Annotated in this window: 16 protein-coding genes; 13 read left to right on the top strand and 3 right to left on the bottom strand. The window is 67.2% G+C overall.

What is annotated here, in order from left to right:
• The first annotated feature begins 38 nt into the window (after positions 1 to 38).
• The 12 genes from D7T59_RS08610 to D7T59_RS08665 all read left to right on the top strand — a co-directional run bounded on the left by D7T59_RS08610 (position 39) and on the right by D7T59_RS08665 (position 10,379).
• On the top strand, positions 39 to 1,460 hold the full coding sequence (locus tag D7T59_RS08610) for an RNA polymerase factor sigma-54 (RefSeq protein ID WP_180851427.1): 1,422 nt from the start codon (positions 39 to 41) through the stop codon (positions 1,458 to 1,460).
• A 58-nt stretch (positions 1,461 to 1,518) separates the two neighbouring features.
• Positions 1,519 to 1,836, top strand: coding sequence for a ribosome hibernation-promoting factor, HPF/YfiA family (gene hpf / locus D7T59_RS08615; protein WP_004147311.1), 318 nt, complete (start codon positions 1,519 to 1,521; stop codon positions 1,834 to 1,836).
• A 21-nt stretch (positions 1,837 to 1,857) separates the two neighbouring features.
• Positions 1,858 to 2,310 (top strand): PTS sugar transporter subunit IIA, encoded by a 453-nt coding sequence (locus tag D7T59_RS08620; protein ID WP_106551096.1) that lies wholly within the window; start codon positions 1,858 to 1,860, stop codon positions 2,308 to 2,310.
• On the top strand, positions 2,307 to 3,257 hold the full coding sequence (gene hprK, locus D7T59_RS08625; protein WP_005408388.1) for an HPr(Ser) kinase/phosphatase: 951 nt from the start codon (positions 2,307 to 2,309) through the stop codon (positions 3,255 to 3,257). The genes D7T59_RS08620 and hprK overlap by 4 nt, the downstream gene beginning before the upstream one ends.
• A 25-nt stretch (positions 3,258 to 3,282) precedes the next feature.
• Positions 3,283 to 4,167 (top strand): RNase adapter RapZ, encoded by an 885-nt coding sequence (gene rapZ, locus D7T59_RS08630; RefSeq protein ID WP_180851426.1) that lies wholly within the window; start codon positions 3,283 to 3,285, stop codon positions 4,165 to 4,167.
• A 410-nt stretch (positions 4,168 to 4,577) separates the two neighbouring features.
• Positions 4,578 to 4,970 carry a PTS sugar transporter subunit IIA gene (locus D7T59_RS08635; protein ID WP_005408386.1) on the top strand — a complete coding sequence of 131 codons (393 nt, stop codon included), beginning with the start codon at positions 4,578 to 4,580 and terminating at the stop codon, positions 4,968 to 4,970.
• A complete protein-coding gene (locus tag D7T59_RS08640) occupies positions 4,963 to 5,232 on the top strand; it encodes an HPr family phosphocarrier protein (RefSeq protein ID WP_005408385.1) in 270 nt (89 codons plus the stop codon). Before D7T59_RS08635 ends, D7T59_RS08640 begins: the two co-directional genes overlap by 8 nt.
• Positions 5,233 to 5,234: 2 nt before the next feature.
• A complete protein-coding gene (gene ptsP / locus D7T59_RS08645; RefSeq protein ID WP_164136988.1) occupies positions 5,235 to 7,004 on the top strand; it encodes a phosphoenolpyruvate--protein phosphotransferase in 1,770 nt (589 codons plus the stop codon).
• Between the two features lie 188 nt (positions 7,005 to 7,192).
• The gene (gene mgtE, locus D7T59_RS08650) at positions 7,193 to 8,554 is read left to right on the top strand and encodes a magnesium transporter (protein WP_005408383.1); all 1,362 of its coding nucleotides are present in this window, start codon (positions 7,193 to 7,195) and stop codon (positions 8,552 to 8,554) included.
• Positions 8,555 to 8,614: 60 nt separating this feature from the next.
• On the top strand, positions 8,615 to 8,881 hold the full coding sequence (locus D7T59_RS08655) for a hypothetical protein (RefSeq protein ID WP_164136987.1): 267 nt from the start codon (positions 8,615 to 8,617) through the stop codon (positions 8,879 to 8,881).
• A gap of 71 nt (positions 8,882 to 8,952) precedes the next feature.
• Positions 8,953 to 9,750 (top strand): carboxylesterase family protein, encoded by a 798-nt coding sequence (locus tag D7T59_RS08660; RefSeq protein WP_180851425.1) that lies wholly within the window; start codon positions 8,953 to 8,955, stop codon positions 9,748 to 9,750.
• Positions 9,751 to 9,941: 191 nt separating this feature from the next.
• Positions 9,942 to 10,379 (top strand): REP-associated tyrosine transposase, encoded by a 438-nt coding sequence (locus tag D7T59_RS08665; RefSeq protein ID WP_343203071.1) that lies wholly within the window; start codon positions 9,942 to 9,944, stop codon positions 10,377 to 10,379.
• Between the two features lie 87 nt (positions 10,380 to 10,466).
• Here the strand turns inward: D7T59_RS08665 and D7T59_RS08670 are convergent, their stop codons facing one another.
• Genes D7T59_RS08670 through D7T59_RS08680 form a run of 3 tightly spaced genes read right to left on the bottom strand, consistent with a single transcriptional unit; the run spans position 10,467 to position 12,487 of the window.
• Complete coding sequence (locus D7T59_RS08670) at positions 10,467 to 11,417, bottom strand: aspartate carbamoyltransferase catalytic subunit (RefSeq protein ID WP_180851424.1); 951 nt, start codon at positions 11,415 to 11,417, stop codon at positions 10,467 to 10,469.
• 16 nt (positions 11,418 to 11,433) lie between these two features.
• Positions 11,434 to 11,901: a Holliday junction resolvase RuvX gene (gene ruvX / locus D7T59_RS08675; protein ID WP_180851461.1), complete on the bottom strand. Its 468-nt coding sequence runs from the start codon at positions 11,899 to 11,901 to the stop codon at positions 11,434 to 11,436.
• A 19-nt stretch (positions 11,902 to 11,920) separates the two neighbouring features.
• On the bottom strand, positions 11,921 to 12,487 hold the full coding sequence (locus D7T59_RS08680; RefSeq protein ID WP_109814075.1) for a YqgE/AlgH family protein: 567 nt from the start codon (positions 12,485 to 12,487) through the stop codon (positions 11,921 to 11,923).
• Positions 12,488 to 12,576: 89 nt separating this feature from the next.
• On the opposite strand from D7T59_RS08680, the gene D7T59_RS08685 reads away from it, so the two are divergent.
• A complete protein-coding gene (locus tag D7T59_RS08685; RefSeq protein ID WP_180851423.1) occupies positions 12,577 to 13,122 on the top strand; it encodes a DNA-3-methyladenine glycosylase I in 546 nt (181 codons plus the stop codon).
• The last annotated feature ends 79 nt before the right edge of the window (positions 13,123 to 13,201 follow it).

Consider the following 13,201-nt stretch of genomic DNA (forward strand, 5'->3'; position numbering starts at 1 on the left):
GCGGACGCCGGGTTCCTTTCCTTCCTTTCGGCACAGGCATGAAGACTCGGCTGCAGACATCGTTGGGACAGCAACTGGTGCTCACGCCCCAGTTGCAGCAGGCGATCAAGCTGCTGCAGATGTCGACCACCGAGCTGGAGCTGGAGATCGCCCAGGCAGTGGAGAGCAACCCACTGTTGGACTGGGCCGACAGCAACGACAGCAGCGCCGCCAATGAAGGCAGCGATGGCAACGTCAACGAAGCGCCTGCAGAAGGCAGCGATGAAGGCGACGACTGGGCGCCGGCCGAACTGGACTGGACGGCGACCGGCAGCGGTGGCAGCTTCGATGATGACGACGATACCGGCAGCGCCGCCGAACGCGTGGCCGAAACCGAGACGCTCGCCGACCACCTGCTGTGGCAGCTGCACCTGTCGCATCTTTCTGCCAGCGATCGCAGCATCGGCGCGGCACTGATCGATGCACTGGACGACGACGGTTACCTGCGCGAGCCGCTGGCCACCATCGCGGAAACCCTGTTGCCGGCGATCCACGCCGACGAGGACGAGATCCTCGCCGTGCTGCATCGCATCCAGCGTTTTGATCCGGTCGGTGTGGCTGCACGCACGCTTGGCGAATGCCTGCAGCTGCAGCTGGACGTGCTGGCCGACGAAACGCCGGGCCTGCTGCTGGCGCGACAGATTGCCGCAGGACCACTGGAGCGGTTGCCGCGCAGCGGCGTCGCCGGGCTCGCCCATGAACTGAAGCAGCCGCTGGACGAGGTCGAGACCGCGGTCGCCCTGCTGCGCTCGCTGGACCCGCGTCCAGGTACCCAGATCGCCCCCCTGTCGCAGGACACCTACGTGGTGCCGGACGTAGTGGTGTGGCGGCAGAACGGCGTGTGGCGTGCGGCGCTGGCCGGGCATGCCGGACCGAAGGTGGTGATCCATCGCGGCTATGAACAGCTGATCCGCCGCTGTGGCGACGCCGATGCCGGCTACCTGCGTGCCCAGCTGCAGGAAGCCCGTTGGCTGCTGAAGGGCCTGCAGCAGCGCGGCGAGACCCTGCTGCGGGTGGTACGCAGCCTGATCCTGCAGCAGGCCGGTTTCCTGGAGTTCGGCGAGCAGGCCCTGCGCCCGCTGACCCTGCGCGAGATCGCCGCCGAGCTCGGCCTGCACGAATCCACGGTGTCGCGCGCGATCGCGCGCAAGCACGTGCGTACCCCGCGCGGCACCCTGCCGCTGCGCGCCTTCTTCGCCTCGGGCATTGATACCGAGGGCGGCGGCGAAGCATCCAGCACCGCCATCCAGGCGATGATCCGCCGCCTGATCGACGACGAGAACCCGCGCAAGCCGCTTTCTGACGCCAAGCTGGCTGACCTGCTCAAATCGTCGGGAATTCCAGTAGCGCGACGCACCGTGGCGAAGTATCGTGAAGCCATGAACATTTCCGCCTCGCACGAAAGGGTCAGAATCGCTTGACGCGCCGCCGCGCCCGGCGGAGAGGTTCATTGGCACATCCGAACACAGGAGAAACCCGATGCGCATCGAAACGTTTGGCAAAGATGTCGAAGTCACCCCGGCCCTGCAGTCCTATGTAGAGGAGAAGCTGGCCCGGATCGGCAAACACTTCGACCAGCACTGCGAAGCGCGGGTGACCCTCAAGCTGCAGAAGACCGAACACCACGTCGACGCCAGCCTCAACATTCCCGGCCAGACCCTGCACGCCGAGGCCAATGCCCAGACCATGTACGCCGCGATCGACCTGCTTGCGGACAAGCTTGACCGCCTGGTGATCAAGCACAAGGAGAAAAAACAGCAGCACGCACCGCTGCCGGTGGGCGACAATGGTGGCTGATCGCCACTGTTCCCCGCAGACATGCCCCTGACTGACCTCCTGGCGGCCGTGCAGACCCAGCTCTGCACGGCCACCGACCGTGACAGCGTCCTGCAGGCCGCCGCCGGATTGCTGGCCTGCCGCCAGGCCAACGCCGAACAGATCTATCTGAACCTGTGCCAGCGCGAAGCGCTGGGCAGCACCGCGATCGGCCACGGCATCGCCATCCCCCACGGCCGCGCGCCGACCCTGGACCGCCCCCGTGGCGCCTTGCTTCGCCTGGCCACCCCGGTCGACTTCGGTGGCGACGAGCCGGTGGACCTGGTTTTCGCGATGGCCGTTCCCGCCCACTACACCCACCAGCACCTGATGCTGCTGTCCGAGCTGGCCGAATTGTTCTCGGCAGCGGATATCCGCCAGGCACTGCGCCAGGCAGGCGACGCGCGGGCCCTGCGCGAGGCGCTGGACATGACCCCACCTGCGAGTGCCGCATGAATACCAGCATCACCGCCCGTGAACTGTTCGAACAGCAGCGCGAGCGGCTGGGGCTGCGCTGGGCAGCCGGCAAGTCCGGCGAGAAGCGCGAGCTGGAGGCCGGCAATACGGTCTCGCGGCGCCCATCGCTGGCCGGCTACCTCAATGCGATCTACCCCAACAAGGTGCAGATCCTGGGCACCGAGGAACTGTCCTGGCTGGACGCACTTGAACCGCGCCAGCGCTGGGAAACGATCGAAAAAATCATGCAGTCGCACCCGCTGGCACTGGTGCTGACCCGCAACCAGGCCTGCCCGGAAGACCTGCGTGCCGCCGCCGATGAATCCGGCACCCCGTTGTGGCTGTCGCCCAAGCGCGGCCACGAACTGCTCAACCACCTCTCCTACCATCTGGCACGGACGCTGGCGCCACGGGTGATCCTGCATGGCGTGTTCATGGAGATCTACTCCATCGGCGTGCTGATCACCGGCGAAGCGGGATCCGGCAAGAGCGAACTGGCGCTGGAACTGCTCAGCCGTGGCCATCGCCTGGTGGCCGACGATGCCCCCGAATTCACCCAGATCGCACCCGATGTACTCGACGGCACCTGCCCGGAGCTGCTGCAGGACCTGCTGGAAGTGCGCGGCCTGGGTGTGTTGAACGTGCGCGAGATGTTCGGCGACACGGCTGTAAAGAAGAACAAGTACCTTCGGCTGATCGTTCACCTGACCAAGCCGATGACCGAACCCACCCCGCATGGCTACGAGCGCCTCACCGGCGATTCGGGCACCCGCCATGTGCTGGACCTGGACGTGCCGCTGATCACCCTGCCGGTGATGCCCGGCCGCAACCTGGCCGTGCTGACCGAGGCGGCCACCCGCCTGCATATCCTGCGCACCAAGGGCATCGACCCGGCGGCAATGTTCATCGCCCGCCACAGCAACCTGCTGGAACGGCGAACGCCCTGACCCCTGCCCTTCGAAGAGCCTGTCCATGAGCACCGTCACCCCCTCCGCCCCGACCCTGATGATCGTCAGCGGCCTGTCCGGCTCGGGTAAATCCGTCGCCCTGAAGACCTTCGAGGACCAGGACTACTACTGCTCGGACAACCTGCCGATCAACCTGCTGCCGGACTTCGTGCGCAGCCTGCTGGCCCATCGCGGCGGCAGTGCACCGCGCCGGCTGGCCGTAGGCATCGACGTGCGTGGGCAGGCCGACCTGAGCCAGCTGGGCGACTGGCGGCAGCTGGCCGCCGACGCCGGCGTGGACGTGAAGGTGCTGTTCTTCGAAGCCAGCGACGAAACGCTGCTCAAGCGCTACGCCGACACCCGCCGTCGCCATCCGTTGAGCCAGCTGGGGCTGTCCCTGCCCGAAGCCATCGCCCGCGAACGCGAGTTGACCGCACCGCTGCGCCGCGAGGCCGATGCGGTGATCGACACCAGCAGCCTCAACGTGCACCAGCTGCGGCGCCGGATCATCACCGAGTTCACGATGGACCATGCCACCGGCCTGTCGCTGCTGTTCGAATCGTTCGCCTACAAGCGCGGCGTGCCGGCCGAAGCGGACTTCGTGTTCGATGCGCGGGTACTTCCCAACCCGCACTGGGACCCGGAACTGCGTGCGCTGAGTGGTCGCGAACCCGGCGTGCGCGATTACCTGGAGGCGCAGCCGGATGTGCAGCGCTACCTGGCCCAGTTGACGGACTTTCTTGACACCTGGCTGCCGAAGCTGGGGGATGGCACCCGCAGCTATGTGACCGTGGCGTTCGGCTGCACCGGCGGCAAGCACCGCTCGGTGTTCCTGGCCGAGCGCATGGCCCGGCATGCGCGTGAGATGGGCTGGGAAGACGTGGCGACCTACCACCGCGAACAGGATTGAGGAGGTCGGCCGGGCTGCGCCCGGCACCCGCKGGTAGCGCCGGCCGCTGGCCGGCAACAGCAAAAGCAAAAGCGGCATTCCGTGGCATGGCGAGGCGGTGTGGGTAGGCAGGACACGCCGTAAACCCGTCCCTGGGGGCTCGATGGCGCCATCCATGGCGCCAACGGTCCTGCCTACCCACACCGCCCCGCCTCTGACAGATTCCGTGTGCTGTTGGTAGGTGTCGACCTTGGTCGACACGGTAGATCCACGCCATGCGTGGATGAATCTCGGTCAGGCATCGAAAAACGCATGGGGTCGGATGCTTTTCCAGGGGAAAAGGGCTCCGACCCCAGCAACGCTGAATACGGGACACAGTGCCCCTCTCCTGCTGCTATCGCCGATTCACCTTGACCTGTTAACGTGCAGTAATGACCTGTGGCATTCTCCTCGTAACACATCCCGGGGTCGGGACCGCCCTGCTTGACGTGGCGACCCGGCTCCTGCGGCAATTGCCGCTGAAAACCGAAGCTTTCGAAGTACCGTTCGACGCAGACCTGGACGCCCTGCTCCCGCTTGCCTCGGCCGCCCTGCGGCGGGTCGATGGGGGTGACGGCGTGCTGATCCTGACCGACCTGTACGGCGCCAGCCCCGCCAACCTTGCCGGGCAGCTGGCCCGGCTGGGGACCCCGGTTCGCCGGGTGTCGGCGCTGAGCCTGCCGATGTTGCTGCGGGTGATGAATTATCCGGAACAGGGACTGGATCAACTGCCCGCCACAGCCGCGGCGGGTACCCGTAATGGAGCGATAGTCGACGATGCTTGAACGAGAACTCACCGTGAGCAACCGCCTGGGCCTGCACGCCCGGGCCACCGCCAAGCTGGTGCAGACCCTGGCGCCGTTCCGCTGCAACGTGACCATGGCCGCCAAAGGCCGTGAGATCAACGCCAAGAGCATCATGGGCGTGATGCTGCTGGCCGCCGGCCAGGGCACCCCGGTCACCGTGCGCATCAACGGCGAGGACGAAGCCGCCGCGATGGAGGCGGTGGTCGGCCTGTTCGAACGCCGTTTCGACGAGGACAGCTGAGCGTGCCGCGCGCACGCGCCGGCCAGCCCCCTTCCGGCCAACGGCCGGTACTGCTGCTGGCCGGGCATGGTGCCGCCCGCGGCACGGCAATGGGCCGCGCCCGCGTGCGCCTGCCGCATGCATTGGAAGTGGCCGAGCAGCGCGTTGCCGCCAACCAGGTCGAGGCCGAGCTGGCCTGCCTGCATCGCGCGGTGGACGCCGCGCGCACCGAGATGCACGAGCTGCGCCAGCGCCTGCATGGCGCGCTGAACCAGGAAGTGGGTGAGTTCCTCGACCTGCATGCGCTGCTGCTGGACGATCCCGAGCTGCTGTATGGCCTGGACGAACTGATCCGCAGCGGACCGTACAGCGCCGGCTATGCATTGCGCCTGCAGCGCGACCGCCTGGCCAAGGTCTTCGACGGCATGGACGATGCCTACCTGAAGAGCCGCATGGACGACCTCGACCATGTGATCGGCCGCATCCATGCCTTCCTGCAGCCCGAACGCCCGCCGGCGGTGAAAGGCCTGGCCGGGGAAATCCTGGTCTGCGACAACATCGCGCCCTCCGAACTGGCACAGCTGCAGGCGCAGGGCGTGGTCGGCATCGTCACCGCCGCCGGCAGCGCGCTCTCGCACAGCGCGATCCTGGCACGCAGCCTGCACCTGCCCCTGATCGTCAACGTGCCGCAGCTGCTCAGCCGCATCGCCGATGGCGACGTGCTGATCATCGACGGTGCCGACGGCAGCATCACCGCCAATCCGCAGGCTGACAATCTGCGCGACTACCGCGCACGACTGAAGGAACACGCGCGCGAACAGCGCGAGCTTGGCCGCCTGCGCAGCAAGCCCAGCCGCACCCGCGATCAGGTCGACATCGCCCTGCTGGCCAATGCCGAATCGCTGGAGGACGTGACCCAGGCGCATGCGCTGGGCGCCCATGGCCTGGGCCTGTACCGCACCGAATTCCTGTTCCTGCAGCGCAACGAGCTGCCGGACGAAGAAGAACAGTTCCAGACCTACCGCGATGCCGCACTGGGCATGAGCGGGCGGCCGGTGACCATCCGCACCCTCGACCTGGGCGCGGACAAGGCTGATCGCACCGGCCTGACCCTGAGCAACGAGGAAAACCCGGCGCTCGGCCTGCGTGGCGTACGCCTGTCGCTGGCACGGCCGAAGGTAGCCGACACCCAGCTGCGCGCGATCCTGCGCGCCTCGGCCTACGGCAAGCTGCGGGTGCTGGTGCCGATGGTCAGCACCCGTGAGGAACTGCTGGCAGTGCGCCGGCGCATGCTCAAGCTGACCGAACAGCTGCGCGGCGAAGGCCACATGGTGTCCGACCACGTGCCACTGGGCGCGATGATCGAAGTCCCTGCCGCTGCGCTGGCCCTGGAAAGCTTCATCGACCTGGTCGATTTCCTGTCGATCGGCACCAATGACCTGGTGCAGTACCTGCTGGCGGCCGACCGCAACAATGAAGCGCTGGGCGAGCTGTATTCGCCGTTGCACCCGGCGGTGCTGCGGCTGCTGCAGATGGTGATCGAGACCGGCGCGCGCCACCGCATCCCGGTGGCGGTCTGTGGCGAGATGGCCGGCGATGCGCGGATGACCCCGCTGCTGCTGGCACTGGGCCTGACCGAATTCAGCCTGCACCCGGGCACGCTGCTGGAAGTACGCCGTGCGATCCGCGAGGCCGATCTGGCGGCATTGCGTGCACGCGCGCCCAAGCTGCTGGCCGCACGCGACCGCCGCGCGATCGAACGCTGGCTGGCGCTGGTGGCCGAAACGGCCTGAGCCCGGTGCTGATTCGCCGGGCATGCACGCGCGGGGTCAGATCCCTTTTCCTGTGKAAAAGGGATCTGACCCCAGCCTCCCGTCGGGGTAGGCGTTGAAACATCCCCTTGCGATAATGACGCGCTGAACACCCCTGTTGCCGCATCCTTGCCGGGATCGCGGCTTTTCTTATCCCCGCGGGAGCTGCGATGGCTGAAGCTGTACGCCACGACAAGACTGCGCGCCAACTGCGGATGCTGTCCGATGCACTGGACAGCGGCCGGCTGGGCCCGGTGCGTCGTTTGGTCAACACCCTGGCCCCGGCCGAGATCGGCAACCTGCTCGAATCGCTGCCGCCGGGCAAGCGCGAGGTGGTGTGGGGCCTGGTTGATCCAGAAGATGATGGCGAGGTGCTGGTCCACGTCGGCGACGACGTGCGCGAAAGCCTGCTCGCGGACATGGACCCGGACGAGATCATCGCCGCGGTCGAAGACCTGGACATCGACGATCTGGCCGACCTGGTCGAAGACCTGCCGGACACGGTCATCGACGAAGTCCTCAAGTCGATGGACCGCGAGAACCGCGAGCGCCTGGAACAGGTGCTGTCCTATCCCGAGGACAGTGCCGGCCGCCTGATGAACCCGGACGTGGTGACCGTGCGCGCCGACGTCAACGTCGACGTCGTGCTGCGCTACCTGCGCCTGCGCGGTGAACTGCCAGACCACACCGACCACCTGTTCGTGGTCAGCCGCCGCCACCAGTACCTCGGCCGGGTGTCGCTGGCGGCACTGGTGACCCACGAGGACACCACACCGATCAACCGCCTGATCGACGACGAGCAGCCAGCCATCGACGTCGGCGAGAGCGACCAGGAAGTCGCCCGCCAGTTCTCCGACCATGACTGGATCTCCGCGCCGGTGGTGGATGACAACAACATCCTGATCGGCCGCATCACCATCGATGACGTGGTCGACATCATCCGCGGCCAGGCCGAGCACCAGGCGCTGGGCGCCGCCGGCCTGGACGAGGACGAGGATCTGTTCAGCCCGGTCTGGCGCGCGATGCGCCGCCGCCTGATGTGGCTGTCGGTGAACCTGTGCACGGCCTTCCTGGCCTCCAGCGTGGTCGGCCATTTCGAAGGCACCATCGACAAACTGGTGGCGCTGGCGGTGCTGATGCCGATCGTCGCCGGCCTCGGCGGCAACGCCGGTACCCAGGTGCTGGCGTTGATGGTGCGCGGCCTGGCGCTGGGCCAGGTGGGCGCCTCCAACGCCCGCACCCTGCTGTGGAAGGAAGTACGGGTCGCGCTGCTGAACGGCGTGATGCTGGGCTCGGTGCTGGGCCTGATCGTGCTGGCCTGGTTCCACTCGCCCGGATTGTCCGCAGTGATTGCCATTGCATTGACCTGCAACCTCCTGTTCGCTGCATTGGCGGGCGTTCTGGTGCCGTTGACGCTGAAACGCTTCGGCTTCGACCCGGCGTTGGCCAGCGGCATCTTCCTGACCGCCGTGACCGACTCGATGGGCTTCTTCACCTTCCTCGGCCTGGCCACCCTGGTGCTGCTGCACTGAACCCTGCAGGGTCGGATCCCCGCCACGCGGGGCCCTGACCCGATCCCAACTGGAACACCCATGGCAACGACCATCGAAAACTACTTCCAGCCCGGCTGGCGCGACCAGCAGCACACCTGCCCGGCCTGCGAATGGAAGGGCAGCTCGCGCGCCATGGAAATGGAACTGGACGAGGACGCCACCGAATACGACTGCCCGGTCTGCGAGAACCCGCTGCTGGTGGTGCTGCACCCGGACATGGCACAGGTGCAGGCCGCTGCTGCCGAAGGCAATGCCGAAGCGCAGGAGCAGCTGGAGATCATCGCCAGCTTCCCTCGGCCGGAGTGACGCAGCGCATGATGCTGCGTTGACCCACCGCGGACTACGATGCAGGTGACCCTACCACCTCGGGACGTCCCATGGTCCGTTCGATATCGCGCTGTCTGCCGCTGCTGGCCGTACTGATGATGTCCGGTTGTGCCTCGTTGCCGGACAGCGCGCGCGGGCATTTCGAGGGCCGCGCGGTGAAGGTGGATGGCGAGACCGCCTACTACCAGGTGTTCATTCCGGCCGGCGTGCAGGCCACCGCTCCCACCAACGTCCCGGTCATCCTGTTCCTGCACGGCTCCGGCGAGCGCGGCAGCGATGGTGTCAAACAGACCTACTCGGGACTGGGCCCCTATCTGCGCGAGCACCCCGGCTTCCCGGCCCTGGTCGTCTTCCCGCAGGCAGCGAAGCACTCGGAATGGAGCGGCCGCAACAACCGCATGGCGCTGGCCGCACTGGACGCGACCGTCGCTGAATTCAGCGCCGACCCGGCACGGCAGTACCTGACCGGCATGTCGATGGGCGGTTACGGCAGCTGGAACATCGCCCTGGATGACCCGCACCGCTTTGCCGCGATCGTACCGGTATGCGGTGCCGTGTTTGCACCGCGCGCGAAGCGACCGACCCTGTTCGTCGAGCAGGTCGCCCAGGAAGCCGATCCGTATGCGGTGATCGCCCAACGCCTGCGGCAGACGCCGATCTGGATCTTCCACGGCGCCCTGGACGATGTGGTGCCGCCGGACGACGACCGCCGGCTGCACAACGTCTTCCTGGCCACCAATGCGCGCGACGTGCGCTATACCGAGTACCCCGACGGCAACCACAACGCCTGGGACGCCACCTATGCGGACCCGGCGATGTGGGATTGGCTGTTCGCGCAGAAGCGCTGAACCGCAGCTCCTGATAGCTGCCAACCTTGGTTGGCATTGACTGCTCTGGTAGCTGCCCACCTTGGTTGGCACTGGCCTACCTGAAACAAAGCCATTCCCCGATGTTCACTGGAAGCAGGCCAGTCCATGCCTGCTCCATGCAGAACACCCGTCTCCTGCTCGGCCGTCGCTCCAGCATCGGCCTCAGCTAAATTCTCACCACCGTCGTCCATGACCGCGCGCCTCTCTTCACCAACGCCGCAGCGGCCGCCTTGGCAGTGCGCGAATTCCAGCGACTGGATCAGGAAGGCTTCACCCGCTCGATTGCCTACGTGGTCATGCCCGACCACATCCACTGGCTGGTCGAACTACGTGCGGGAACGCTGGAAACCGTCATGAAGCGTTTCAAGTCGCGCACAGCCCAGCAGGCAAACCGGTTGCTGGGGCGAGTCGGGCGCTTCTGGCAGGCCTGCTGTCACGATCATGCGATCCGCGCTTACGAATCGTTGCACCGGCATGCGATGTACCTGATGGGAAATCCGATCAGGGCCGGGCTGACGACCCGGCTGGGGCAATATCCCCATGCATGGTGCGAATGGGAGCTTGGGGCTTCGTGTGACCCGCTCGACAACTTGGGCACGGAGGGATAGTGCCAACCAAGGTTGGCATCTACCACAGCGGTGCGCGGACAAGCCGCGCGGTGAGTGTGTCAACCAAGGTTGCACCCACCAGGGCGATCAACCCAGCAGGGTTTCCAGCACGGCCATGCGCACGGCGACGCCGTTGGCGACCTGGCGCAGCACCCACGACTGGGGGCCGTCGGCCACTTCGTCGGTCACTTCCACGCCGCGGTTGATCGGGCCCGGGTGCAGCACCGCCGCGTCCTTGCCGGCGCGGGCCAGGCGCTCGTTGGTCAGCCCGTACTGTGCATGGTACTGCTCCAGCGACGGCACCAGACCTTCTTCCATGCGCTCGCGCTGCAGGCGCAGCATCATCAGCGCATCAACGCCTTCCAGCATCACGTCGAAATCATCGCCGACCACGCAGCCCTTCAGGGTCTCGTCGTCCGGCAGCAGCGACTGCGGGCCGCATACGCGGATCTCGCCCACGCCGAGTGTACGCAGCGCATGCAGGTCGGTGCGGGCCACGCGCGAGTGCTTCACGTCGCCGACGATCACCACCTTCAGCTTCGAGAAATCCGGGCCCTTGGCCTGGCGCAGGGTCAGCATGTCCAGCAGGCCTTGGGTCGGGTGCGAACTGCGGCCATCACCGGCATTGATCAGCGCGGTGCCCTCGCCCGCCGCTTCAGCCAGCGCGGCCACGGCGCCGTCATCGGGGTGGCGTACGACGAAGCCGCGCACGCCCATCGCTTCCAGGTTGCGCAGTGTGTCGCAGGCGGTTTCGCCCTTGCGCGTGGACGAGGTCGAGGCATCGAAGTTCAGCACATCGGCACCCAGGCGCTGCGCGGCCAGCTGGAACGAGCTGCGGGTGCGCGTGGACGGCTCGAAGAACAGCGTGCACACCGCCGAACCGGCCAGTACATGACGCTTGTTGCCGACGCGACCGACCGCGGCGTCGCGGATCTGCCCGGCGCGGTCGAGCAGCTGCAGCAGGGTTTCGCGTGGCAGGCCCTCCAGGGTCAGCAGGTGGCGCAGGCGTCCGGAGGCATCGATTTGCTGGGCAGTCATGGTGGGAGTCGGGCAGTCAGGGAATAGGGGTGGCGTCGTCCGGCGACGACAGCCAGCGGTCGATGATCACCGCCGCGGCCACGGCATCGAGGGCGGCCGCATCGCGGCGGCGCTTGCGCCCTTCGGCGCGCTCGACGGCGAAGCGGCGGGCGGCCTCGACCGAGCTGGAACGCTCGTCGATCATCACCACCGGCAGCTTGAAGCGTTCCCGCAGCTGGCGGGCGAAGCCCTGCGCGCGCTTGCGGTTGGGCTGGTCCTGGCCGTCCAGGGTCAGCGGGTCGCCGACCACCAGGCCATCGGGCTTCCATTCCTTGAGCAGGCGCTCGATCGCAGTCCAGTCCGGGCCGTTGCCGTGCACATCGACCACGGCCACCGCGCGCGCATGCGCCGCGAAGGCACTGCCGATGGCCACGCCGATCCGTCGCGAGCCGACATCGAAGCCAAGCACGGTGCCGTCACGGCGGATCGCCGGGGCAGGAGATATCGGTGCGGGCGCGGCCGGCTCAGACATGGCCGCTGTAATCAGTCAGCCGGAACAGGTCCACGCCGATACGCGAGGCCGCACCCTGCCAGCGCTGCTCCAGTGGCAGCTGGAACACCAGCTCGGCGTCGGCCGGCACGGTCAGCCAGCTGTTCTCGGACAGCTCGCTTTCCAGCTGCCCTGCACCCCAACCGGCACAGCCGAGGGTGACCACGGCATTGGCCGGGCCTTCGCCGCGCGCCATCGCTTCAAGAATGTCGCGCGAAGTGGTCAGGTACAGGCCGTCGCCCACGGTCAGGCTGGAATCCCACGCCCGCGCGTCGTCATGGATGACGAAGCCGCGCTCGGGATGCACCGGACCACCGTTGAGCACCATGCGCGCCTGCAGGTCGCCATCACCGGTGCTGATGTCCATCTGCGCGAGCACTTCACCCAGCGTGTACTCGGACGGCTGGTTGACCAGCACGCCCATCGCCCCGTTCTCGTCGTGCTGGCAGATCAGCGCGACGCTGCGGGCGAAGGTCGCGTCGAGCAGCGACGGCAGCGCGACGAGCAGGTGATCGGCAAGGGAGGTCGGCGTTACAGGCATGGCCCCATTCTAGCGGCTGGGCGCGCCGGGCGCCTCCACCCGGCGGTCACGGCGCGCATAATGACCAGCCCGTACCGCAGGAATTCAACGTGTCCGGCTACTGCCTCATCGCCCCGGGCCATCCGGTGCACGATTACTACCACGCAAACGAGTACGGCTTCCCGCAGCGGGACGAGCGCGAACTGTTCGAGCGGCTGGTGCTGGAGATCAACCAGGCCGGCCTGAGCTGGGAAACGATCCTGAAGAAGCGCGAGGGCTTCCGCGCCGCCTATGACGGCTTCGATGTGGACCGCGTGGCAGCGTATGCCGGGCAGGACATCGAACGCCTGCTGTCGGACGCGGGCATCATCCGCAACCGGCTGAAGGTGCTGGCCGCGATCCACAACGCGCAGGTGATCCAGCAGCTGCGGGCCGGCCATGGCAGCTTCGCGGCGTGGCTGGATGCGCATCACCCGCGCAGCAAGGCCGACTGGGTGAAGCTGTTCAAGAAGACGTTCCGTTTCACCGGTGGCGAGATCACCGGCGAGTTCCTGATGAGCCTGGGCTACCTGCCCGGCGCGCATGCTGCGGACTGCCCGGTGCATGCGCGGCTGCTGACGCTGTCGCCGCCGTGGTTGCAGGCCGCCGGTGGTTGATGGATATCCGCCGGGCATGGCCCGGCGCTACCCCGCGCGGGTTCCGGTAGCGCCGGCCGCTGGCCGGCAGCCTCGKAAC

Source organism: Stenotrophomonas maltophilia (genome assembly GCF_013464915.1).
Classification (GTDB): Bacteria; Pseudomonadota; Gammaproteobacteria; order Xanthomonadales; family Xanthomonadaceae; genus Stenotrophomonas; species Stenotrophomonas maltophilia_AT.

Coding starts and splice junctions, on each gene's coding strand:
- hpf (WP_004147311.1), top strand. CDS start 1,519: ATGCGCATCGAAACGTTTGGCAAAGATGTCGAAGTCACCCCGGCCCTG.
- D7T59_RS08655 (WP_164136987.1), top strand. CDS start 8,615: ATGGCAACGACCATCGAAAACTACTTCCAGCCCGGCTGGCGCGACCAG.
- mgtE (WP_005408383.1), top strand. CDS start 7,193: ATGGCTGAAGCTGTACGCCACGACAAGACTGCGCGCCAACTGCGGATG.
- D7T59_RS08670 (WP_180851424.1), bottom strand. CDS start 11,417: ATGACTGCCCAGCAAATCGATGCCTCCGGACGCCTGCGCCACCTGCTG.
- D7T59_RS08620 (WP_106551096.1), top strand. CDS start 1,858: ATGCCCCTGACTGACCTCCTGGCGGCCGTGCAGACCCAGCTCTGCACG.
- D7T59_RS08640 (WP_005408385.1), top strand. CDS start 4,963: ATGCTTGAACGAGAACTCACCGTGAGCAACCGCCTGGGCCTGCACGCC.
- D7T59_RS08680 (WP_109814075.1), bottom strand. CDS start 12,487: ATGCCTGTAACGCCGACCTCCCTTGCCGATCACCTGCTCGTCGCGCTG.
- D7T59_RS08660 (WP_180851425.1), top strand. CDS start 8,953: ATGGTCCGTTCGATATCGCGCTGTCTGCCGCTGCTGGCCGTACTGATG.
- D7T59_RS08610 (WP_180851427.1), top strand. CDS start 39: ATGAAGACTCGGCTGCAGACATCGTTGGGACAGCAACTGGTGCTCACG.
- hprK (WP_005408388.1), top strand. CDS start 2,307: ATGAATACCAGCATCACCGCCCGTGAACTGTTCGAACAGCAGCGCGAG.
- rapZ (WP_180851426.1), top strand. CDS start 3,283: ATGAGCACCGTCACCCCCTCCGCCCCGACCCTGATGATCGTCAGCGGC.
- D7T59_RS08635 (WP_005408386.1), top strand. CDS start 4,578: ATGACCTGTGGCATTCTCCTCGTAACACATCCCGGGGTCGGGACCGCC.